This is a genomic window from Pseudomonas halotolerans (genome assembly GCF_039581215.1).
Classification (GTDB): Bacteria; Pseudomonadota; Gammaproteobacteria; order Pseudomonadales; family Pseudomonadaceae; genus Aquipseudomonas; species Aquipseudomonas tehranensis.
Genome location: NZ_JBCNTJ010000005.1, coordinates 252396 through 272671, shown reverse-complemented (window position 1 = coordinate 272671; position 20276 = coordinate 252396). Strand labels below are relative to the sequence as shown.

Genomic DNA, 20276 nt, shown 5'->3' with positions numbered 1-20276 from the left:
GTCCAGGATCCTCTACACTGCCGGTTGCCGAAACAAGTGTCACACGACTGCAATAATTCCGTTATCTAATGCGGCGCAAGACAGTTAAATGACAAGAGGATTACCCCATGGTTGGCAGGAGCATTCTGATCGTCGACGACGAAGCGCCCATCCGCGAGATGATTGCCGTTGCGTTGGAGATGGCCGGCTATGACTGCATGGAAGCAGAAAACTCCCAACAGGCCCACGCCATCATCGTCGATCGCAAGCCCGACCTGATTCTGCTGGACTGGATGCTTCCCGGTACGTCTGGCATCGAACTGGCACGACGCCTCAAGCGCGATGAGCTGACCGGTGATATCCCGATCATCATGCTCACCGCCAAGGGCGAAGAAGACAACAAGATCCAGGGCCTGGAGGTCGGCGCCGACGACTACATCACCAAGCCGTTTTCCCCACGCGAGCTGGTGGCGCGCCTGAAGGCCGTGCTGCGGCGCGCCGGTCCGACCGATGGCGAAGCACCGATTGAAGTCGGCGGTCTGCTGCTGGACCCCATCAGCCACCGCGTGACCATCGATGGCAAACCCGCCGAGATGGGCCCGACCGAATACCGCCTGCTGCAATTTTTCATGACCCACCAGGAGCGCGCCTACACGCGCGGCCAACTGCTGGACCAGGTCTGGGGCGGTAATGTCTATGTCGAGGAACGCACCGTGGACGTGCACATTCGTCGCCTGCGCAAAGCCCTCGGCGATGCCTATGAGAATCTGGTACAAACCGTGCGCGGCACCGGTTATCGTTTTTCGACCAAGGCCTGACCCGAGCCGTTACCGCCCGACAAGCTGACAAGGACGCGCGCTCAATTGAATCAAAACTGGCATGGCACCCTGATTCGCCACATGTTGTTGCTAGTGACCGGCTGTCTGGTCGTGGGCCTGATCACGGGCTTCTACGGCTGGAGCCTGGCTGCGGGCCTGGCGCTGTACCTGGCCTGGACCCTCAAGCAATTGCTGCGCATGCATGAGTGGCTGCGCCTGCACAAACCCGACGAGGCTCCGCCCGACGGCTATGGCCTGTGGGGTGAGGTATTCGACAGCATTTATCACCTGCAGCGGCGCGACCAGCGCGTGCGTGGCCGCCTGCAAGCAGTGATCGACCGGGTCCAGGAGTCCACTGCGGCGCTCAAGGACGCGGTGATCATGCTCGACAGCGATGGCAACCTGGAATGGTGGAACCGCGCCGCCGAGACCCTGCTGGGCCTCAAGACACCTCAGGACAGCGGTCAGCCGGTGACCAACCTGGTGCGCCATCCTCGGTTCAAGGAATACTTCGAACAGGAAAACTACGCCGAGCCGCTGGAGATTCCTTCGCCCACCAATGACCGGCTGCGCATTCAGCTGTACCTCACGCGCTACGGCAACAACGAGCACTTGATGCTGGTGCGTGACGTAACGCGCATCCATCAATTGGAACAGATGCGCAAAGACTTCGTCGCCAACGTCTCCCATGAGTTGCGCACGCCGCTGACAGTGATCTGTGGGTATCTGGAAACCCTGCTGGACAATGTCGAGGAAGTGAACCCGCGCTGGAGCCGGGCCTTGCAGCAGATGCACCAGCAAAGCGGGCGTATGCAGACCCTGCTCAATGACCTGCTGCTGCTGGCCAAACTTGAAGCCACCGATTACCCCTCGGACAACCAGCCGGTGCCTGTCGACGATTTGCTGCAAATCATTGTGGAGGATGCCCAGGAACTGTCCGGGTCCAAGCAGCAGACCATCACCCTGGAGGCCGACCCGACCGTGCAGCTCAAGGGCAGCGAGGCCGAATTACGCAGTGCCTTCTCCAACCTGGTGTTCAACGCCGTCAAGTACACGCCGGAGCAAGGTCGGATTCATGTGCGCTGGTGGGCTGACGGGCAAGGTGCGCACCTGAGCGTGCAGGATTCGGGCATCGGCATCGACAGCAAGCACTTGCCTCGCCTGACCGAACGCTTCTACCGTGTGGATTCCAGCCGCAACTCCAATACCGGAGGCACCGGGCTGGGCCTGGCGATCGTCAAGCACGTTTTACTGCGGCATCGCGGGCGCATGGAAATCAGCAGCGTGCCCGGCCATGGCAGTACGTTTACCTGCCATTTTGCCCCGGCACAGACGGTTCGCTCTCGCCTCACCAGCGCCGCCGATTGATACCGGCCAGCACTCGCCACTAGGCAACGGCCCAGTCAGCCGCTACATTGGCTGACTTGTGCCTGCCTTTTCAGGCGCTCATTTCTAATCCTTTCGAATATACGGAACCCGCAAAACTCCATCATGGACCCTTCCCCTGGCTTGTCCCTGGCAACACTCTTCGCCGAATTCGGCATGATTCTTTTTGCTCTGATCCTGGTTCTGCTCAACGGTTTTTTCGTTGCGGCAGAATTTGCCATGGTCAAACTGCGCTCGACCCGGGTCGAGGCCATCGCTGAGAAAAACGGCTGGCGCGGGCACATCCTGCGTACCGTTCACAGCCAACTCGACGCTTACCTGTCGGCCTGCCAGTTGGGTATCACCCTGGCTTCCCTGGGCCTGGGTTGGGTCGGTGAGCCGGCGTTCGCCCACGTTCTGGAGCCGCTGCTAGGCGCGGTCGGCGTTGAGTCGCCGGAAGTGATCAAGGGCGTATCGTTCTTCACCGCGTTCTTCATCATTTCGTACCTGCACATTGTGGTCGGCGAACTGGCGCCCAAATCCTGGGCGATCCGCAAGCCCGAGCTGCTGTCGCTGTGGACCGCCGTGCCGCTGTACCTGTTCTACTGGGCTATGTACCCGGCGATCTACCTGCTCAATGCCAGCGCCAACGCCATCCTGCGTATCGCCGGCCAAGGCGAACCCGGCCCGCATCACGAGCACCATTACAGCCGTGAAGAACTGAAATTGATCCTGCATTCTAGCCGTGGCCAGGACCCAAGCGACCAAGGCATGCGCGTGCTGGCCTCGGCGGTGGAAATGGGCGAGCTGGAAGTGGTGGACTGGGCCAACTCCCGGGAAGACCTGGTGACGCTGGAGTTCAATGCGCCGCTCAAGGAGATCCTGGCGATGTTCCGTCGCCACAAGTTCAGCCGCTATCCGGTGTACGACAGCGAGCGCCAGGAGTTCGTCGGCCTGCTGCACATCAAGGATCTGCTGCTGGAGCTGGCGGCTCTGGATCACATTCCCGAGTCCTTCAACCTGGCCGAACTCACCCGCCCACTGGAGCGCGTGTCGCGGCACATGCCGCTGTCGCAGTTGCTGGAGCAGTTTCGCAAGGGCGGCTCGCACTTCGCCCTGGTTGAAGAAGCCGACGGCAACATCATCGGCTACCTGACCATGGAAGACGTGCTGGAAGTGCTGGTGGGCGACATCCAGGACGAACACCGCAAGGCTGAGCGCGGTATCCTGGCCTATCAGCCGGGCAAGCTGCTGGTGCGCGGCGACACGCCACTGTTCAAGGTTGAGCGCCTGTTGGGCATCGACCTGGACCACATCGAGGCCGAGACGCTCGCCGGGCTGGTCTATGAAACCCTCAAGCGCGTGCCGGAAGAGGAAGAAGTGCTGGAAGTCGAAGGCCTGCGGATCATCATCAAGAAGATGAAAGGGCCGAAGATTATTCTGGCGAAGGTGTTGATGCTCGGTTGAGCCCCACCTTTCTACAAGGCATGCACAATCTCTGTGGCGAGGGAGCTTGCTCCCGCTCGGCTGCGAAGCAGTCGTCGCTTTTGGGGCCGCTTCGCGACCCAGCGGGAGCAAGCTCCCTCGCCACAGTAGATCGGCGCCAGCCGCTTACTGCTTGCCCAACGCAAAGTTGGGCAAGTCTCCCACCGGTTGATTGAACTGGTAGGGAATCGACACCAGCCCCAGCCCGGTATTGCGCTGCACCACGAAATGCAGGTGCGGGCCTGAGCTGTTGCCGGTATTGCCCGACAACGCCAACGGCGTGCCCACCCCGACCCGCTGCCCTTCCCGTACGCTCACCGAGCCTTTCTGCAGGTGCAGGTACACGCCCATGGTCCCGTCATCGTGCAGCACCCGCACGAAGTTGCCCGCAGGATCGTCCCCGCGGCCAGCCTGATCGTTCTCGGTCTTGATCACCACGCCACCCCGCGCGGCGATGATCGGCGTGCCGACGGGCATGGCGATGTCCATGGCGTAGCGGTTCTTCGGGCCGTAATGGCTGTATTTGCCGTTGGCCCCCTGGCTCAGCCGGAACGGCCCGCCGCGCCAAGGCAGCGGATACCGATAGGCCTCGGCGGCGCCTGCAGGGTCCCCCAGGGAATACTCAAACCTTGGGGTATACACCAGCGGCTTTCCGGGCCGGGTGGCCGTGAGCAGCGCCAGGCGCAGGTTACTGCGCGCCGGCAGCACCCGCCGAATCGGCCGGCTCGGTGCCCCGCTCACATTGCGCAGCCCGGCAAAACTCAGCTCGATCTCCACCGGCGCGTACAGGTCGTTGCGCACGAACACCGCGTCCGCGCCTTTATGTTTCTTGATATCGAGAAATACCTGGCGCTCAAGGCGTTCGACCATACGATCACGGAACACGAACACCTGCGCGCCCTTGCTGGGACGGTCACTGTAGGACACCACGCCATTGGCATCGGTGGATTTGTAGATCGTCATCGCCACGGCCGAAGTGGAGGCCAGGACAAGACCACAGGCAAACAGCAGGGGCAGAAACATGGGCAAAAATTCTGTCGAAATGAAGGCCTGCACAGCAGCCTAGCAGCTGGATGGACCAGCGTAGTCGACGGATGTTTCAAAATTGGATCAACGATCGGTGTTGGATCTTATGGCCCCATCGCGAGCAAGCTCGCTCCCACACTCGATCCAGTGAACACTGAAGATCCCCTGTGGGAGCGAGCTTGCTCGCGATAGCAGACTCAAAGGCGCCGCCGAATCAGGCGCCAGGTACGAAGTGCTTCTGCGCTGTACCACGGGCGATCAGGCGGGAGATGTAGTCGAGTTTCTGGGGGTCTTTATCGACGAAGCGGAAGGTCAGTTGCAGCCATTCGCTGTCAGGGGTTTGCTCGTGAGCAACGATGGCGTGCATGTAGCCGTTGAGGCGAGCGGTTTCGGCGTTGTCGCCCTGCTCCATGTCCAGCACCGCGCTTTCCAGCACCTGTGGCAGGGTGTCGGTGCGCTTGACCACCAGCAGCGCTTCCTTGAGGCTCAGGGCCTTGATCACGCATTGCTGGGTGCCGCTGGAGAGGCGCAACTGGCCCTGACCACGATTGCCACCGGCCGGTGCGGCTGAAGGCGCCTTGACGGGCTGGCTGTTGAGCATGCCGCGGGCCGGCGCAGCGGCGGCTTGGGGAGCGGCTGTGGGAGCGACAGTCGCCGCGACAACCGGCGCCGCCTTGCCGCCGGTCAGCGCGCTGAGCGAATCATTGCCGAACGCCGAGTTCATCTTGGTCGGAGCGCTGTTCATCAGGGTATCGAGCTTGCCAACCTTGTGCAGGGCCTGCTTGACCTTGGTCAGCAGTTGCTCGTTGGTGAACGGCTTGCTGACATAGCCGGAAACGCCGGCCTGAATCGCCTGGACCACGTTTTCCTTGTCACCGCGGCTGGTGACCATCACGAACGGCATGCCCTTGAGGTTGTCCTGCTGACGACACCAGGTCAGCAGCTCCAGGCCAGACATTTCCGGCATTTCCCAGTCGCACAGCACCAGGTCGAACGCCTCACGGGCCAGCAGGGATTGGGCTTTCTTACCGTTCACCGCATCTTCGATGCGGATGCCCGGGAAGTAGTTGCGCAGGCACTTCTTCACCAGGTCACGAATGAACGAAGCATCGTCCACGACCAACACACTGACCTTACTCATCCAGATACACCTCTAAAAAATCCCGGCAAGCATACCGCTTTTACTGATGGCACATTGCCAAAAACCTTCAGTCACGCCGGGACTCTTCGTTCGCGGGGTGCTGCTTTCGATTAAAAAAGCCGCAAAAAAAAGCCCGACCAGAAGGCCGGGCGCTTTTCTTGGGCAATCTTACTTATCGTCAGTTTTGCCCGGAACATTAGCGGTTTCGGACGGGGTGCCTTCCACTTCTTCCTTCATTCGTTTGAGGCCCAGGTGCCTTACGTCAGTACCGCGCACCAGGTAGATCACAAGTTCGGAGATGTTGCGGGCATGATCGCCGATACGCTCCAGCGAACGCAGCACCCAAATAATGCTCAACACCCGGGAGATCGAACGCGGGTCTTCCATCATGTAGGTCGCCAACTCACGCAGGGCGGTCTTGTATTCGCGGTCGATGATCTTGTCGTACTGGGCCACCGACAACGCCAGATCGGCGTCGAAACGGGCAAAGGCGTCCAGTGCGTCACGCACCATGTTGCGCACCTGGTCGCCGATGTGGCGAACCTCGACGTAACCACGCGGCGCTTCACCTTCTTCACACAACTGGATGGCACGACGGGCGATCTTGGTGCTTTCGTCGCCGATGCGTTCCAGGTCGATCACCGACTTGGAGATGCTGATGATCAGGCGCAGGTCGGAAGCGGCCGGTTGGCGACGGGCCAGAATGCGCAGGCACTCTTCGTCGATGTTGCGCTCCATCTGGTTGATCTGGTCGTCGATCTCGCGTACTTGCTGGGCAAGGCCGGAGTCGGCCTCGATCAGCGAGGTCACCGCGTCGTTGACCTGCTTTTCCACCAGCCCGCCCATGGCCAGCAGGTGGCTGCGCACTTCCTCAAGCTCGGCATTGAACTGTGCGGAAATGTGGTGAGTAAGGCCTTCCTTCGAAATCATGGTTTTGCTCCGCAAAAGCTGTGAGCTGCAAGCTTTAAGCTGCAAGCTGATGTATGTCGTTACCCGGATCGCTTTTACTTGCCGCTTGCAGCTTAAAGCTTGCGGCTCTACGGCTAGCCGTAGCGACCCGTGATGTAGTCTTCGGTTTGCTTCATGGCTGGGTTGGTAAACAGGGTGTCGGTGTCGCCGAATTCCACCAGTTTGCCCATGTACATGAAGGCGGTGTAGTCAGAAACCCGCGCCGCCTGCTGCATGTTGTGGGTCACGATGACGATGGTGAATTTGGACTTGAGCTCGTAGATCAGCTCTTCGACTTTCAGGGTCGAGATCGGATCCAGGGCCGAGCAAGGTTCGTCGAGCAACAAGACTTCCGGCTCAACGGCGATGGTACGGGCGATCACCAGACGTTGCTGTTGACCACCGGACAGGCCCAGTGCCGATTCGTGCAGACGATCCTTGACCTCGTCCCACAGCGCCGCGCCCTTGAGCGCCCACTCCACTGCTTCGTCGAGAATGCGCTTCTTGTTGATGCCCTGGATACGCAGGCCGTAGACCACGTTCTCGTAAATGGTTTTGGGGAACGGGTTGGGCTTCTGGAACACCATGCCCACACGACGACGCAACTCAGCCACATCTTCGCCCTTGCGGTAGATGTTATTACCGTAGAGGTTGATTTCACCCTCGACGCGGCAGCCGTCCACCAGGTCGTTCATGCGGTTGAAGGTACGCAACAAGGTCGACTTGCCGCAGCCCGACGGCCCGATGAACGCGGTGACGCGCTGCTTCGGGATGTTCAGGCTGACGTCGTACAGCGCCTGCTTCTGGCCGTAGAACAGGTTCAGGCCGGGCACTTCAATGGCGACGGTTTCCTGAGCCAGGTCCAGGCTCTGCTTGTCGCGGCCCAGGGCCGACATGTTGATGCCGCGTGCTTGTGTCTCGGGTTGCATGGGAGGCTCCCTGTGCTAACAAATTCGGTTCGTTGGCCGCTGAGCGGCAATGCCATTCGGTGTTCCTGTGGGAGCGGGCTTGCTCGCGAAAACGGTGTGTCAGCCTGCATCTCTGCTGAATGTGCCGCCGTCTTCGCGAGCAAGCCCGCTCCCACATGAAAATCAGCTATCCAATGCCTTGTACTTCTCGCGCAGGTGGTTACGGATCCACACCGCCGACAGGTTGAGCGTGGCAATCACCACCACCAGCAACAGCGCCGTGGCGTATACCAGCGGTCGCGCCGCTTCGACGTTCGGGCTCTGGAAGCCTACGTCATAAATGTGAAAGCCCAGGTGCATGATCTTCTGGTCCAGGTGCAGGTACGGGTAGTTGCCGTCCAGCGGCAGCGACGGGGCCAGTTTCACTACGCCTACCAGCATCAATGGCGCCACTTCACCGGCGGCGCGAGCCACCGCGAGGATCATGCCGGTCATCATCGCCGGGCTTGCCATCGGCAGCACGATTTTCCACAGCGTCTCGGCCTTGGTCGCGCCCAGAGCCAGGGAGCCTTCGCGCACGGTACGCGGAATTCGCGCCAGGCCTTCTTCGGTGGCCACGATCACCACCGGCACCGCCAGCAGCGCCAGGGTCAGGGACGCCCAAAGCAGGCCCGGAGTACCGAAGGTCGGCGCCGGCAAGGCTTCGGGGAAGAACAACCGGTCAACCGAACCACCCAACACATACACGAAGAAGCCCAGGCCAAACACGCCGTAAACAATGGCCGGTACACCCGCCAGGTTGTTCACCGCAATGCGGATCAGACGGGTCATCGGGCCTTGACGAGCGTACTCACGCAGGTAAACCGCTGCCAGCACACCGAATGGCGTCACGATCACCGCCATGATCAGGGTCATCATCACCGTACCGAAAATCGCCGGGAAGATCCCGCCTTCGGTGTTGGCTTCACGAGGATCGTCGCTGAGGAACTCCCAAACCTTGCTGAAGTAGAAGCCGATCTTGGTAAACGTGCCCATGCCATTCGGCTGGTAGGCATGAACCACTTTGCCGATTTCGATTTCCAGTTCTTTGCCATTGGCATCGCGGGCGGTCAGGCTGTCGCGGTTGAACTGCGAGTGCAGATCACCCAGACGCGCCTCGATGTCCTTGTAACGGGCATCGAGCTCAGCACGGTCAGCGTCCAGATCCGCTTGCGCCGCGGCGTCCAGTTTGCCATCAAGCTCCAGCTTGCGGCCTTTGAGACGAATGCGCTCAAGCCCTGCGTTGATGGCACCGATGTCGGATTTTTCCAGGGTCTTGAGCTCGGCCGCGAGCTTGTTGACCCGGGCCACGCGAGCTTGCAGTTCCGGCCAGGCCGCTTCGCCTTCGGCGATGACCTTACCGTTTTCTTTGACGTTGACCAGGTAGCCGTAGAAATTGCCCCACTCACGACGCTCGATGGCCATCAGCTCTGGCGGCGTGGTCTGGTTGGTCAGCCAATCGCCGACGATCCAGGTAAAGTCAGTGCCATTGAGATCCCGGTTGCCGACCTTGATCAACTCGCGGGTCATGAACTCGGGGCCTTCGTCCGGCACCGGCAGGCCAGCGCTTTTCAGGCGCTCGCGGGGCACTGACTCTTTCTGCACCACTTCACCAACCACCACATGCGCGGGCATGCCCGGCACGTTGTAGCTGGCGTGGATCAGGTCCGCTGGCCAGAAGTGGCCCAGACCGCGCACGGCAATCACTGCCAGCAGGCCAATGGTCATGATGACCGCGATGGACACCGCGCCACCGCTGATCCAGACGCCGGGGGCGCCGCTCTTGAACCATCCTTTCAGGGAGTTCTGTTTCACAGACTTCTACCTTTCTTAAAGCGACGAATATTTCTTGCGCAGACGCTGACGGATCAGCTCGGCGAGGGTGTTCATGATGAAAGTGAACAACAGCAGGACCAGCGCCGACAGGAACAGCACGCGGTAATGACTGCCGCCAACTTCCGACTCAGGCATTTCCACCGCCACGTTGGCCGCCAAGGTGCGCAGGCCTTCGAACAGGTTCATTTCCATGACCGGCGTGTTACCGGTGGCCATCAGTACGATCATGGTTTCGCCGACCGCACGCCCCATGCCGATCATCAGCGCCGAGAAAATGCCAGGGCTGGCGGTGAGGATCACCACGCGGGTCATGGTCTGCCACGGCGTGGCGCCGAGGGCCAGCGAGCCCAGGGTCAGGCCGCGCGGTACGCTGAACACGGCGTCTTCGGCGATGGAGTAGATGTTCGGGATCACCGCGAAGCCCATCGCCAGACCCACTACCAAGGCGTTGCGCTGGTCGTAGGTAATGCCCAGGTCATGGGAGATCCACATGCGCATGTCGCCGCCGAAGAACCAGGCTTCCATGTACGGGCTCATGTACAGCGAGAGCCAGCCCACGAACAGGATCACCGGGATCAACATCGCGCTTTCCCAGCCTTCAGGCACCTTCAGGCGCACGGACTCAGGCAAGCGGCTGAAAACAAAACCGGCCACCAGGATGCCGATCGGCATCAACATCAGCAGGCTGAAAATACCCGGTAGATGCCCTTCGACGTAAGGCGCCAGGAACAGGCCGGCGAAGAAACCGAGGATCACCGTCGGCATCGCTTCCATCAGCTCGATCACCGGCTTGACCTTGCGGCGCAAGCTTGGGGCCATGAAGTACGCGGTGTAGATCGCGGCGGCAATCGCTAGCGGCGCAGCCAGCAGCATCGCGTAGAACGCCGCTTTCAGGGTGCCGAAGGTCAGCGGCGCAAGGCTCATCTTGGGTTCGAAATCGGTATTGGCGGCGGTCGATTGCCAGACGTATTTAGGCTCGTCGTAGTTTTCGTACCAGACCTTGCCCCACAACGCGCTCCACGAGACTTCCGGGTGCGGGTTCTCCAGCAGCAACGGTTGCAGCTTGCCGCCCTGCTCCACGATCAGACGGTTGGCCCGGGGCGACATGCCGAACAGGCCTTGACCGTCGACCACCTGATCCACCAACAAGGTGCGGTGTGCGGTACTGTGGAACACGCCGAGCTTGCCGGACGCGTCCAGGGCGACGAAGCCCTTGCGACGTTCCTCGGCGGTGATCTCGATGACCGGCGCAGTGCCCATCTGGAACGTACGAATCTGCTTCAGACGCTGTTCGCCGTCCGGGTCACGGGCCATGAACCATTGAGCCAGGCCACCGGTGGAGTCACCAATGATCAGGGAGATCCCGCCCACCAACTGGGTACTGGCAGTGACTTGGGCGTCGCCGTTCTCAAGCAGCTTGTAGCGACCGTTGAGGCTCTTGTCCCGCAGGCTGAACACGTCGGCCTGGGCACGTCCGTTGACGACATACAGCCATTGCTGACGCGGGTCGACGAAGATGTTTTTGACCGGCTCGGTCATCTGCGGCAGCTCGATACGCGTCTGCTCGCTGGTGACTTCACCGGTCATCATGTTTTCTTCACTGGTGATCGACAGCACATGCAGTTGTGCGCCCGAGGAACCGGCGAGCAACAGGGTCGAATCAGTGGCGTTCAGGCTGACATGTTCCAGCGGCGCACCCTGCTCGTTGAGTACAATCGGCGTTTCGCCGTAGGGGTACTCAATGGCGGGCGAGATGGTTTTCTTGCCGTCCGGGTAGCTGACCTTGTAGGTATGACGGAACACCAAGGCCTGACCATTGGACAGGCCGATCACCACCAGCGGATTGCCGGGCTGGTCTTCACCAATGGAGGTCACGCTGGCACCGGCCGGGACCGGCAAGTCGACACGACGCAGCTCTGCACCACTGTCGATGTCGAAAAACAACGCCTGGCCCTTGTCGGAAACCCGCATCGCCACCTGGTTCTGCTCTTCGATGGCGATCATCAGCGGTTTGCCGGCATCCTGCATCCAGGCAGGGGTGATCGAATCCTTGGAGGTCAGGTCCGCGCCTTGGAACAGCGGGAGGACCACGTACGCCAGGAAGAAGAAAATCAAGGTAATGGCCGCCAGCACGGCGAGCCCGCCAACCAGCACATACCAGCGAGTCAAGCGATCCTTGAGCGCGCGGATGCGGCGCTTGCGTTGCAGTTCAGGCGTATTGAAATCAATGCGCTTGGGAGGGGAAGTCGTAGTCATTGTGGAATTGGCCAGATCATTCATGCGCACACCCTAGCGATCCTGTATGACAGAAAGATGACAATGCAGTGACGCAACAAATCCGCCGCACGTGGACACCGGCAGCGGACAGGAAATTGGGTGTGGGAGCGGGCTTGCTCGCGAAAGCGTGGGGCCAGTCAACATCAGTGTTGAATACACTGGCCTCTTCGCGAGCAAGCCCGCTCCCACAAAAGCCCGGGTGCGGCCCGGGCTCAGGTGTTACTTCTTGGCGACGTTGGCGCCTTCGGACAGACCCAGGTCAGCCAGAGCCTTGGCGGCAACCTTGGCTGGCAGTGGGATGTAGCCGTCCTTGACCACAACTTCCTGACCTTGCTTGGACAGGACCAGCTTCAGGAACTCAGCTTCCAGCGGGGCCAGAGGCTTGTTCGGCGCCTTGTTGATGTAGACGTAGAGGAAACGCGACAGTGGGTACTTGCCGTTCAGGGTGTTTTCTTCGGTGTCTTCGATGAACGGCTCGCCTTCTTTCTTGGCAAGGGCCACGGTTTTCACGCTGGCGGTCTTGTAGCCGATGCCCGAGTAGCCAACGCCGTTAAGCGAGCTGCTGATCGACTGCACAACCGAGGCCGAACCTGGTTGTTCGTTGACGTTGGACTTGTAGTCGCCTTTGCACAGGGCTTCTTCTTTGAAGTAACCGTAGGTGCCGGATACCGAGTTACGACCGAACAATTGAACTGGCTTGTTGGCCAGGTCGCCGGTCACGCCCAGGTCACCCCAGGTTTTCACGTCGGTTTTAGCGCCGCACAGACGAGTGGACGAGAAAATTGCATCGACCTGAGCCATGGTCAGGCCTTTGATCGGGTTGTCTTTGTGTACGAACACAGCCAGGGCGTCTACGGCCACTGGGACGGCGGTAGGCTTGTAACCGTATTTGGTTTCGAAGGCCTGCAGCTCGTTGTCCTTCATCTTGCGGCTCATCGGGCCCAGGTTGGAGGTGCCTTCAGTCAGAGCCGGTGGCGCAGTGGAGGAACCTGCAGCCTGAATCTGGATATTTACGTTCGGGTACTCTTTCTTGTAGTTCTCGGCCCACAAGGTCATCAGGTTGGCCAGGGTATCGGAGCCGACGCTGGACAGGTTGCCCGACACACCAGTGGTCTTGGTGTAGCTCGGGATGGCTGGGTCGACAGCGGCAACCGCGTGGGCGGTCGCAACGCCAGCGGCGACAAAGGTCATTGCCGTCATCAAACGCTTCAGTTTCATGCCTTACTCCTAGCAGATAGGTGTGTTAAGTCGGCCAAGTATCGGTAAGCCGTGTGAACACTCTATGGCTGAAATATGACAATTGGATGAAAGGCCATTATTGCGATTGAAAAGACAATCGCGCAGGTCCAATCGCGAGCAAGCTCGCTCCCACAGGGACCGCGTAGATCCTGTGGGAGCGAGCCTGCTCGCGATGAGGTCAATGCAGTCGATTAAGGCCTAACGACCTTTCTTCCAGAGATACGCCCCTACCGCCATCCCGATGCCGCAGATGACGGCCACGTAATAGGCCGGCCCCATCGGGCTTTCCTTGAGCAGCAGGGTAACGATCATCGGGGTCAGGCCACCAAAGATTGCATAGGCCAGGTTGTAGGAGAACGACAGGCCGCTGAAGCGCACCACGGCCGGGAAAGCCTTGACCATGACATAGGGCACCGCGCCGATGGTGCCCACCAGCAGCCCGCTCAGGGCATAGAGCGGAAACAGCCAGTCGGGATGGTTGAACAGGCTGTGGTAGAAGGTCCAGGAGGTGATCAACAGCAACGCGCTGCCGAACACGAACACTCGTCCGGCCCCGAAGCGGTCGGCCAGCACGCCAGAACCGATGCAGCCAAAGCTCAGGAATATGATCGCCAGACTGTTGGCCTGCAACGCGGTGGTCGGGCTGAAGTGATACACCGTTTGCAGCACGGTCGGGGTCATCAGGATGATCACGATGATGCCGGCCGACAGCAGCCAGGTCAGCAGCATCGAAATGACGATGGCGCCACGGTGATCGCGCATCACGGTGCGCAACGGCACTTCTGCGGCCAGGGCCTTGCGCAGTTGCAGCTCGGCGAATATCGGGGTTTCGTGCAGCCAGCGACGCAGGTACACCGAGAACAGGCCGAACACACCTCCCAGCAGGAACGGAATCCGCCAGGCGTAATCCGCCACTTCTACGGGCGTATAGATGCGGTTGATGGCAGTAGCCATCAGCGAACCGAGCAAAATGCCTACCGTCAGGCCGCAGGTCAGCGTGCCGCAGGCATAACCGATGTGGCGCGCCGGGACGTGCTCGGAAACGAATACCCAGGCCCCCGGCACTTCGCCGCCAATGGCCGCGCCCTGGATCACCCGCATCAGCAACAGCAGAATCGGCGCCCACATGCCGATCTGGGCATAGGTCGGCAGCAATCCCATGATGAGGGTCGGCACGGCCATCATGAAAATGCTCAGGGTGAACATTTTCTTGCGTCCCAGCAGGTCACCGAAGTGCGCCATGATGATCCCGCCCAGAGGCCGGGCCAGATAACCGGCGGCAAAAATGCCGAACGTCTGCATCAAGCGCAGCCACTCAGGCATTTCGGCGGGGAAAAACAATTTGCCGACCACGGTGGCGAAGAACACGAAAATGATGAAATCGTAGAACTCCAACGCACCGCCCAAGGCAGAAAGCGACAGGGTCTTGTAATCGTTACGGGTCAACGGACGAGCCGATTGAACGGGTGTCGCCGTGCTCGAAGGCGCAGTGGTCATGGCAAGGGCTTCTCTTATAGTCAGTTCTGCAACCCCGGACAACGGTGGGCAGGCTCGGCACGATAGCAAATTGTTCAAAAAAGCACATAGAGGTGCGTAATTGACAGTCAAAATCGGAACCGGGTGGTCGTCTCGACGTCTATCGCTCGATATACTCGCATCCTTGCAACACTCTGTAAGGGGTTGCTGTGCGAAAACGTCGTTGGTGTCGTAGTAACCTGCCAGCCGGTTTCGCAGAGTTTCCCTTTGGCACGCCTTTACGAAAAACGTGACGAACGCATGTTCGGGCTGAATCGTTTTTTTCAGAGACGGCTATTCACCTGATACATCAGACAGAGTTACGGGTCAGAGGCCCCCCGGCATGATAGAGCTCGAACAGGAAGATCCAATCCCGCAAGGCGACCTGGCCCTGCAAATCACCGCGCTTCCTCGCGAAACCAACGGCTTTGGCGATATTTTCGGCGGCTGGCTGGTTTCCCAGATGGACCTGGCTGGCACGGCCATGGCCAGTAAAGTGGCTGGCGGACGCGTGGCCACGGTGGCGATCGATCGCATGGCGTTTCTGGTGCCGGTGGCCGTGGGTGCCCAGCTGTCTTTTTATACCCAGGCGCTGGAGATCGGCCGCAGTTCTATCCAGATGATGGTCGAGGTCTGGAGTGACGATCCGTTGTCCAGCGAATGGCGCAAGGTCACCGAGGCGGTGTTTGTGTTCGTCGCCATCGATGGCAGTGGCCGTACCCGCTCGGTTCCGCCACGCGCCCGTTAAACACGGGGGCCGTTTTGCGGTCCATTGCAGTTCATGTTCCTGAGCGAGACTTGCAGTATGCCTACGCCCCATGTCGAAGCCGTCAAACTGGATGAACTGAACGGCTGGCGCATCCGCCACGGTCAGGCCGAGTTGCTGGTGGCCCAGCAAGGCGCGCACATCCTCAGCTATCAGGTCGACGGCCAGCCGCCGCTGATCTGGCTCAACGACCAGGCAACGTTCAAGACGGGCAAGAGCATCCGTGCCGGGGTGCCGGTGTGCTGGCCGTGGTTTGGCAACCTGACGCGCAACCCCGACAGCGTGCAGGCCATGCGCGTGAGCAACGAACCGGCCACCGCTCACGGCTTGGTGCGGGCCATGGATTGGGAGCTCAAGGGCATCGAAGCCCAGGGCGAGAGCCTGAACGTGGAATTCGTGCTGCCCTACCCCGAAAACGGGCTCTCCGGCTGGCCCCATCAGGTGGACCTGACGCTGACCATCGTGATGGACGAACAGCTGCACATCCGCCTCACCAGCCATAACCGCGGCAGCGAAAGCGTCAGCCTGAGCCAGGCACTGCACAGCTACTTCGCCGTCAGCGACGTGCGTAACGTGCATGTCGAAGGCGTGAATGGCTTGCGTTACATCGAAACACTGGACGACTGGAAAACCGTCACCCAGGCTGGCGACCTGCACTTTACCGGCGAGACCGATCGCATCTATCTCGATACCCCACCGACGCTGAGCATCGTTGACCCGCAGTGGGAACGACGCATCGAACTGACCAGCAGCGGTTCACGCTCGGCGGTGATCTGGAACCCCTGGACCGAGCGCGCCAAGGCCTTCAGCGACATGGCCGACGAGGGCTGGCAGCGCATGCTCTGCATCGAGACGGCGAACGTGATGGCCGATGTGGTGACGCTGCTGCCGCAGGCCAGCCATACCCTCGGCGTCAGCGTCGGCAGCAAGCCGCTCTAAACCCCACCACAGAAACCACTGTGGGAGCGGGCTTGCTCGCGAAGGCGGCGTGTCAGTTGATACTCATGCTGACTGATACACCGCCTTCGCGAGCAAGCCCGCTCCCACATGTGGATCGGCGCCATATTAGCGACCGGTTACAAATCCGCCTCCTGCACCACCCTTACTTTTTCCGCTTCCAGCGCATACGCCGCGCTGGCCAGGTCGTTGTCGACCTTTTCAATCTTCAGCGTGCCGGTCACCCAGAGCGGTGTGTAGATGTCGTCCAGCTTCAAACCCTTGGGATAGCGCACCAGTACCAGTTGATTGGGCGGTGGTGGCGGGACGTGGATGCAGGCGCCCGGGTAAGGCACCAGGAAGAACAGCGTGCTGTGGCCCTTGGCGTCGGACTCCAGCGGCACCGGGTAGCCGCCCAGGCGAATATGCCTGTTGTTCATCGACGCTACGGTCTTGCTCGAATACATCACCGCCGGCAAGCCCTTGCTTTGCTTCAGGCCACCTTTTTCGGTGAAGGTGCCGCTGGCTTCGGGGGAGTTATGGTCGATCTCGGGCATGGCCTCGAGGGCTTTCTGGTCCGACTTGGGCATCAGTTCGAGCCAGTCGGTTTCTGGCAGTTCGGCGGCGTGGGCCAGGCCGCTGCCCAGCAGAAGGAGGGTCAAGACTAAACGGCGCATGAATGGGCTCGGCAATAAGTAGGAAGTGCGACGCCGGGCATTCTAGCCCTCCCTGCGCGCCAACGCAGAGGGGGCTTTGTCACAGAATCAGTTTCTTTTGATCAGACCGTAGATCACCAGCAACACCACCGCGCCCACCAGGGCACCGAGGAAACCGGCGCCTTCGCCCGCCTGGTAGATGCCCAGGGCCTGGCCGCCGTAAGTGGCTGCCAACGAACCGCCGATACCGAGCAGGATGGTCATGATCCAGCCCATGCTGTCATCGCCCGGTTTCAGGAAGCGCGCCAGCAGGCCCACGATCAAGCCGATAAAGATGGTTCCAATGATTCCCATGGCATTTCCCTCTGAGATAAGTAGCCAGACCAAAGCCCGTTGAGACTTTGGCACCTAGCCATCAGAGAAGTTAGCCGACCAATGGTTCCACCGACGCTTGAGACTATTGCTCGGCGATCAGTGTCTCGACCTTGATGATCTGCTGGGCCAGCGTGGCCCGGTCAGCGCAACGCAGGTTGGCGTGACCGACCTTGCGCCCGGCCTTGAACGCCTTGCCATAGTGGTGCAGATGGCAGTCGGCAATCCTTAGGACTTTTTCGGTGTCCGGCACCTTGCCGATGAAGTTGAGCATCGCGCTTTCGCCGACTTTGGCGGTCGAGCCCAGCGGCAGCCCGGCCACCGCCCGCAGGTGGTTTTCAAACTGGCTGCACTCGGCGCCTTCGGTGGTCCAGTGCCCGGAGTTATGCACGCGCGGGGCGATTTCATTGGCCTTGAGGCCGCCGTCCACTTCAAAGAACTCGAACGCCATCACGCCGACATAGTCCAGTTGCTTGAGTACCCGGCTGGAGTAGTCCTCGGCCAGGGCCTGCAGCGGATGATCGGTGCTGGCCACGGACAGCTTGAGAATGCCGTCCTTGTGGGTGTTGTGCACCAGCGGATAGAAACGGATTTCCCCGTCGCGAGCCCGCACGGCGATCAACGAGACTTCCCCGGTGAACGGTACAAAACCTTCCAGCAGGCAGGCCACGCTGCCCAGCTCGGCGAACGTGCCGGCCACATCCTCAGGAGTGCGCAGGACTTTCTGGCCCTTGCCGTCGTAACCCAGAGTGCGAGTCTTGAGGACGGCAGGCAGGCCGATGGAAGCAACGGCAGCTTCCAGGTCGGCTTGGGATTGGATGTCGGCGAACGCGGGTGTAGGGATGCCCAGGTCCTTGAACATGTTCTTTTCGAACCAGCGGTCGCGGGCGATGCGCAAGGCTTCGGCACTCGGGTAGACCGGGACGAACTGGGACAGGAAGGCAACGGTTTCGGCAGGGACGCTCTCGAACTCGAAGGTCACCAGATCGACTTCATCGGCCAGTTGGCGCAGATGGTCCTGGTCACCGTAGTCGGCCCGCAGGTGTTCACCCAACGCGCTGGCGCAGGCGTCCGGCGCCGGATCCAGGAAAGCGAAGTTCATTCCCAGCGGCGTTCCCGCCAGGGCCAACATGCGACCCAACTGGCCGCCACCGATTACACCGATCTTCATTCGTCAACCACCTCAGGCAATGCGTGGGTCTGGATTGTCCAGGACGCTGTCTGTCTGCTCAGCGCGGAATTTTTTCAGCACGGTATGAAATTGTGGGTGCTTGGCGCCCAGGATGCTCGCCGACAGCAGGGCCGCGTTGATCGCACCGGCCTTGCCGATAGCCAGGGTCGCGACCGGAATACCGGCCGGCATCTGCACGATCGACAGCAGCGAGTCGACGCCCGAGAGCATCGACGACTGCACCGGCACGCCCAGCACCGGCAGGTGGGTCTTGGCCGCACACATGCCTGGCAGGTGGGCCGCGCCACCGGCACCGGCGATGATCACCTCAATGCCACGAGCCTCAGCCTCTTCGGCGTACTGGAACAGCAGATCCGGGGTGCGGTGGGCGGAGACCACTTTCACCTCGTAAGGGATGCCGAGCTTTTCCAGCATATCGGCGGTGTGGCTAAGGGTGGACCAATCGGACTTGGAGCCCATGATCACGCCAACCAGTGCACTCATCGTCGTGCCTCTTCTCTCTGGGCGCCCGCAGGCGCGTCAAAAAACAACAAGCCACGCAGGAAACCGGCGTGGCTTGTTGTACGAATTATGGCCGATCTGGACCGGCCGAAGGCCGCGCAGTATACCTCAATGAAATAGATAAACAGCCCCTGTCGCGACCATCTGTCATTTGTGGTTAAACAGCGGTTTTATTGACTCTCAGGTCAGCGAAAGAACACCTCAATTCCCTGTGGGAGCGGGCTTGCTCGCGAATGCGGTGTGTCAGCTCAGAAGGTGGCAACTGACACATCGCTATCGCGAGCAAGCTCGCTCCCACAGGGGGCATCGTGGTATCAGGTGCCAGTCACGCCCTGCGCCGCGCCACCCTCGAGCTTGCGCCACAACAACCGCACATTGGCCTTGCGCACCAGCGCGCAGCGGTACAGGCGGATTTCCAGGGGCACGTGCCATTGCGCGCCGCCGCAGACCACCAGTTCGCCCCGGGCCAGTTCGGCGCGCACGCTCAGTTGTGGCACCCAGGCAATACCCAAGCCCTCCAGCGCCATGCTTTTGAGGCTGTCGGCCATGGCCGTTTCATACACCGTGGTGAAACGCAGGGCACGCTGACGCAGCAACTGGTTCACCGAGCGACCGAGAAAGGCACCGGCGCTGTAGGCCAGCAAGGGCACACTGGCCTCGCCTTCAAGGTCGAACAACGGTTTGCCGTCAGCATCGGCGGCACACACCGGCAGCATTTCGGTCTGACCCAGGTGCAACGAAGGGAAAATCTCCGGGTCCATCTGCATCGCCGAATCCGGGTCATAGAAGGCCAGCATCAGGTCGCAACCCCCTTCACGCAACGCATGGACGGCGTCGCCGACGTTGGTCGCCACCAACCGCGTGGCGATGTTCAGGCCTTCGTTGCGCAGTTGTGCGATCCAGCGCGGGAAGAAGCCCAGCGCCAGGGAGTGTGCGGCCGCCACTTGCATCACTTCGCCCTGCCCGCCTTCCAGATGGTGCAGGTGACGCAGCACTTCACCCAGTTGCTCGACCACGGTACGCGCCGTCACCAGGAACAACTGCCCCGCTGCTGTCAGTTCGATCGGTGTGCGAGAGCGGTTGACCAGGGTCAGCCCCAGCGCCGCTTCAAGGCTGCGGATGCGTCGGCTGAAGGCCGGTTGCGTCACGAAGCGCCGTTCGGCCGCCTGGGAAAAACTGCGCGTCGCAGCCAGGGCACTGAAGTCCTCGAGCCATTTGCTTTCTAGATTCATCACGTCCTCCCAAGGCACGCACCAAAACAGGTCACACGCTCACCG

18 protein-coding genes are annotated in these 20276 nt (G+C 60.7%); 5 read left to right on the top strand and 13 right to left on the bottom strand.

The genetic code is table 11. The features are described from left to right. Window positions 1-107: 107 nt before the first annotated feature. The 3 genes from phoB to AAIS01_RS09925 all read left to right on the top strand — a co-directional run bounded on the left by phoB (window position 108) and on the right by AAIS01_RS09925 (window position 3629). Window positions 108-797, top strand: coding sequence for a phosphate regulon transcriptional regulator PhoB (phoB, locus tag AAIS01_RS09935; RefSeq protein WP_003177195.1), 690 nt, complete (start codon window positions 108-110; stop codon window positions 795-797). A gap of 81 nt (window positions 798-878) precedes the next feature. After that, the gene (gene phoR / locus AAIS01_RS09930) at window positions 879-2165 is read left to right on the top strand and encodes a phosphate regulon sensor histidine kinase PhoR (RefSeq protein WP_343468856.1); all 1287 of its coding nucleotides are present in this window, start codon (window positions 879-881) and stop codon (window positions 2163-2165) included. A 123-nt stretch (window positions 2166-2288) separates the two neighbouring features. Further along, the gene (locus tag AAIS01_RS09925) at window positions 2289-3629 is read left to right on the top strand and encodes a hemolysin family protein (RefSeq protein WP_256229502.1); all 1341 of its coding nucleotides are present in this window, start codon (window positions 2289-2291) and stop codon (window positions 3627-3629) included. A 144-nt stretch (window positions 3630-3773) separates the two neighbouring features. Here the strand turns inward: AAIS01_RS09925 and AAIS01_RS09920 are convergent, their stop codons facing one another. The 8 genes from AAIS01_RS09920 to AAIS01_RS09885 form a co-directional block, all read right to left on the bottom strand. Continuing rightward, window positions 3774-4670, bottom strand: a complete 897-nt coding sequence (locus AAIS01_RS09920; protein WP_343468818.1) for a peptidoglycan DD-metalloendopeptidase family protein — start codon at window positions 4668-4670, stop codon at window positions 3774-3776. A 217-nt stretch (window positions 4671-4887) separates the two neighbouring features. Continuing rightward, window positions 4888-5814, bottom strand: coding sequence for a response regulator (locus AAIS01_RS09915; RefSeq protein ID WP_343468817.1), 927 nt, complete (start codon window positions 5812-5814; stop codon window positions 4888-4890). Between the two features lie 168 nt (window positions 5815-5982). Next, window positions 5983-6744: a phosphate signaling complex protein PhoU gene (gene phoU, locus AAIS01_RS09910; RefSeq protein ID WP_214916041.1), complete on the bottom strand. Its 762-nt coding sequence runs from the start codon at window positions 6742-6744 to the stop codon at window positions 5983-5985. 113 nt (window positions 6745-6857) lie between these two features. Then, complete coding sequence (gene pstB / locus AAIS01_RS09905; protein ID WP_343468816.1) at window positions 6858-7691, bottom strand: phosphate ABC transporter ATP-binding protein PstB; 834 nt, start codon at window positions 7689-7691, stop codon at window positions 6858-6860. Window positions 7692-7853: 162 nt separating this feature from the next. After that, the gene (gene pstA / locus AAIS01_RS09900) at window positions 7854-9524 is read right to left on the bottom strand and encodes a phosphate ABC transporter permease PstA (RefSeq protein ID WP_343468815.1); all 1671 of its coding nucleotides are present in this window, start codon (window positions 9522-9524) and stop codon (window positions 7854-7856) included. Window positions 9525-9539: 15 nt separating this feature from the next. Then, the gene (locus tag AAIS01_RS09895) at window positions 9540-11825 is read right to left on the bottom strand and encodes an ABC transporter permease subunit (protein WP_343468814.1); all 2286 of its coding nucleotides are present in this window, start codon (window positions 11823-11825) and stop codon (window positions 9540-9542) included. Window positions 11826-12041: 216 nt separating this feature from the next. Next, entirely contained in the window at window positions 12042-13040 is a 999-nt protein-coding gene (locus AAIS01_RS09890) for a phosphate ABC transporter substrate-binding protein PstS family protein (RefSeq protein ID WP_343468813.1), read from the bottom strand. 219 nt (window positions 13041-13259) lie between these two features. After that, window positions 13260-14558 (bottom strand): MFS transporter, encoded by a 1299-nt coding sequence (locus AAIS01_RS09885; protein WP_343468812.1) that lies wholly within the window; start codon window positions 14556-14558, stop codon window positions 13260-13262. A gap of 361 nt (window positions 14559-14919) precedes the next feature. Between AAIS01_RS09885 and AAIS01_RS09880 the strand changes: the two genes are divergently transcribed. Further along, window positions 14920-15324 carry an acyl-CoA thioesterase gene (locus tag AAIS01_RS09880; RefSeq protein WP_003177184.1) on the top strand — a complete coding sequence of 135 codons (405 nt, stop codon included), beginning with the start codon at window positions 14920-14922 and terminating at the stop codon, window positions 15322-15324. 57 nt (window positions 15325-15381) lie between these two features. Beyond that, the gene (locus tag AAIS01_RS09875; RefSeq protein ID WP_343468811.1) at window positions 15382-16281 is read left to right on the top strand and encodes a D-hexose-6-phosphate mutarotase; all 900 of its coding nucleotides are present in this window, start codon (window positions 15382-15384) and stop codon (window positions 16279-16281) included. A gap of 137 nt (window positions 16282-16418) precedes the next feature. On the opposite strand, the gene AAIS01_RS09870 is transcribed toward AAIS01_RS09875, so the two are convergent. The 5 genes from AAIS01_RS09870 to AAIS01_RS09850 all read right to left on the bottom strand — a co-directional run bounded on the left by AAIS01_RS09870 (window position 16419) and on the right by AAIS01_RS09850 (window position 20231). Then, window positions 16419-16955: a DUF3299 domain-containing protein gene (locus AAIS01_RS09870; protein WP_343468810.1), complete on the bottom strand. Its 537-nt coding sequence runs from the start codon at window positions 16953-16955 to the stop codon at window positions 16419-16421. A gap of 87 nt (window positions 16956-17042) precedes the next feature. Continuing rightward, entirely contained in the window at window positions 17043-17288 is a 246-nt protein-coding gene (locus AAIS01_RS09865) for a GlsB/YeaQ/YmgE family stress response membrane protein (protein ID WP_256229514.1), read from the bottom strand. A 103-nt stretch (window positions 17289-17391) separates the two neighbouring features. Continuing rightward, a complete protein-coding gene (locus tag AAIS01_RS09860) occupies window positions 17392-18477 on the bottom strand; it encodes a 5-(carboxyamino)imidazole ribonucleotide synthase (protein ID WP_092399476.1) in 1086 nt (361 codons plus the stop codon). Between the two features lie 12 nt (window positions 18478-18489). After that, entirely contained in the window at window positions 18490-18981 is a 492-nt protein-coding gene (purE, locus tag AAIS01_RS09855; RefSeq protein ID WP_003196369.1) for a 5-(carboxyamino)imidazole ribonucleotide mutase, read from the bottom strand. A gap of 332 nt (window positions 18982-19313) precedes the next feature. After that, complete coding sequence (locus AAIS01_RS09850) at window positions 19314-20231, bottom strand: LysR substrate-binding domain-containing protein (protein WP_214916051.1); 918 nt, start codon at window positions 20229-20231, stop codon at window positions 19314-19316. Between the last annotated feature and the right edge of the window lie 45 nt (window positions 20232-20276).

Coding starts and splice junctions, on each gene's coding strand:
- AAIS01_RS09860 (WP_092399476.1), bottom strand. CDS start 18,477: ATGAAGATCGGTGTAATCGGTGGCGGCCAGTTGGGTCGCATGTTGGCC.
- pstB (WP_343468816.1), bottom strand. CDS start 7,691: ATGCAACCCGAGACACAAGCACGCGGCATCAACATGTCGGCCCTGGGC.
- AAIS01_RS09890 (WP_343468813.1), bottom strand. CDS start 13,040: ATGAAACTGAAGCGTTTGATGACGGCAATGACCTTTGTCGCCGCTGGC.
- AAIS01_RS09850 (WP_214916051.1), bottom strand. CDS start 20,231: ATGAATCTAGAAAGCAAATGGCTCGAGGACTTCAGTGCCCTGGCTGCG.
- AAIS01_RS09875 (WP_343468811.1), top strand. CDS start 15,382: ATGCCTACGCCCCATGTCGAAGCCGTCAAACTGGATGAACTGAACGGC.
- AAIS01_RS09915 (WP_343468817.1), bottom strand. CDS start 5,814: ATGAGTAAGGTCAGTGTGTTGGTCGTGGACGATGCTTCGTTCATTCGT.
- AAIS01_RS09920 (WP_343468818.1), bottom strand. CDS start 4,670: ATGTTTCTGCCCCTGCTGTTTGCCTGTGGTCTTGTCCTGGCCTCCACT.
- AAIS01_RS09880 (WP_003177184.1), top strand. CDS start 14,920: ATGATAGAGCTCGAACAGGAAGATCCAATCCCGCAAGGCGACCTGGCC.
- AAIS01_RS09870 (WP_343468810.1), bottom strand. CDS start 16,955: ATGCGCCGTTTAGTCTTGACCCTCCTTCTGCTGGGCAGCGGCCTGGCC.
- phoU (WP_214916041.1), bottom strand. CDS start 6,744: ATGATTTCGAAGGAAGGCCTTACTCACCACATTTCCGCACAGTTCAAT.
- phoR (WP_343468856.1), top strand. CDS start 879: ATGTTGTTGCTAGTGACCGGCTGTCTGGTCGTGGGCCTGATCACGGGC.
- purE (WP_003196369.1), bottom strand. CDS start 18,981: ATGAGTGCACTGGTTGGCGTGATCATGGGCTCCAAGTCCGATTGGTCC.
- AAIS01_RS09895 (WP_343468814.1), bottom strand. CDS start 11,825: ATGAATGATCTGGCCAATTCCACAATGACTACGACTTCCCCTCCCAAG.
- AAIS01_RS09925 (WP_256229502.1), top strand. CDS start 2,289: ATGGACCCTTCCCCTGGCTTGTCCCTGGCAACACTCTTCGCCGAATTC.
- AAIS01_RS09885 (WP_343468812.1), bottom strand. CDS start 14,558: ATGACCACTGCGCCTTCGAGCACGGCGACACCCGTTCAATCGGCTCGT.
- AAIS01_RS09865 (WP_256229514.1), bottom strand. CDS start 17,288: ATGGGAATCATTGGAACCATCTTTATCGGCTTGATCGTGGGCCTGCTG.
- phoB (WP_003177195.1), top strand. CDS start 108: ATGGTTGGCAGGAGCATTCTGATCGTCGACGACGAAGCGCCCATCCGC.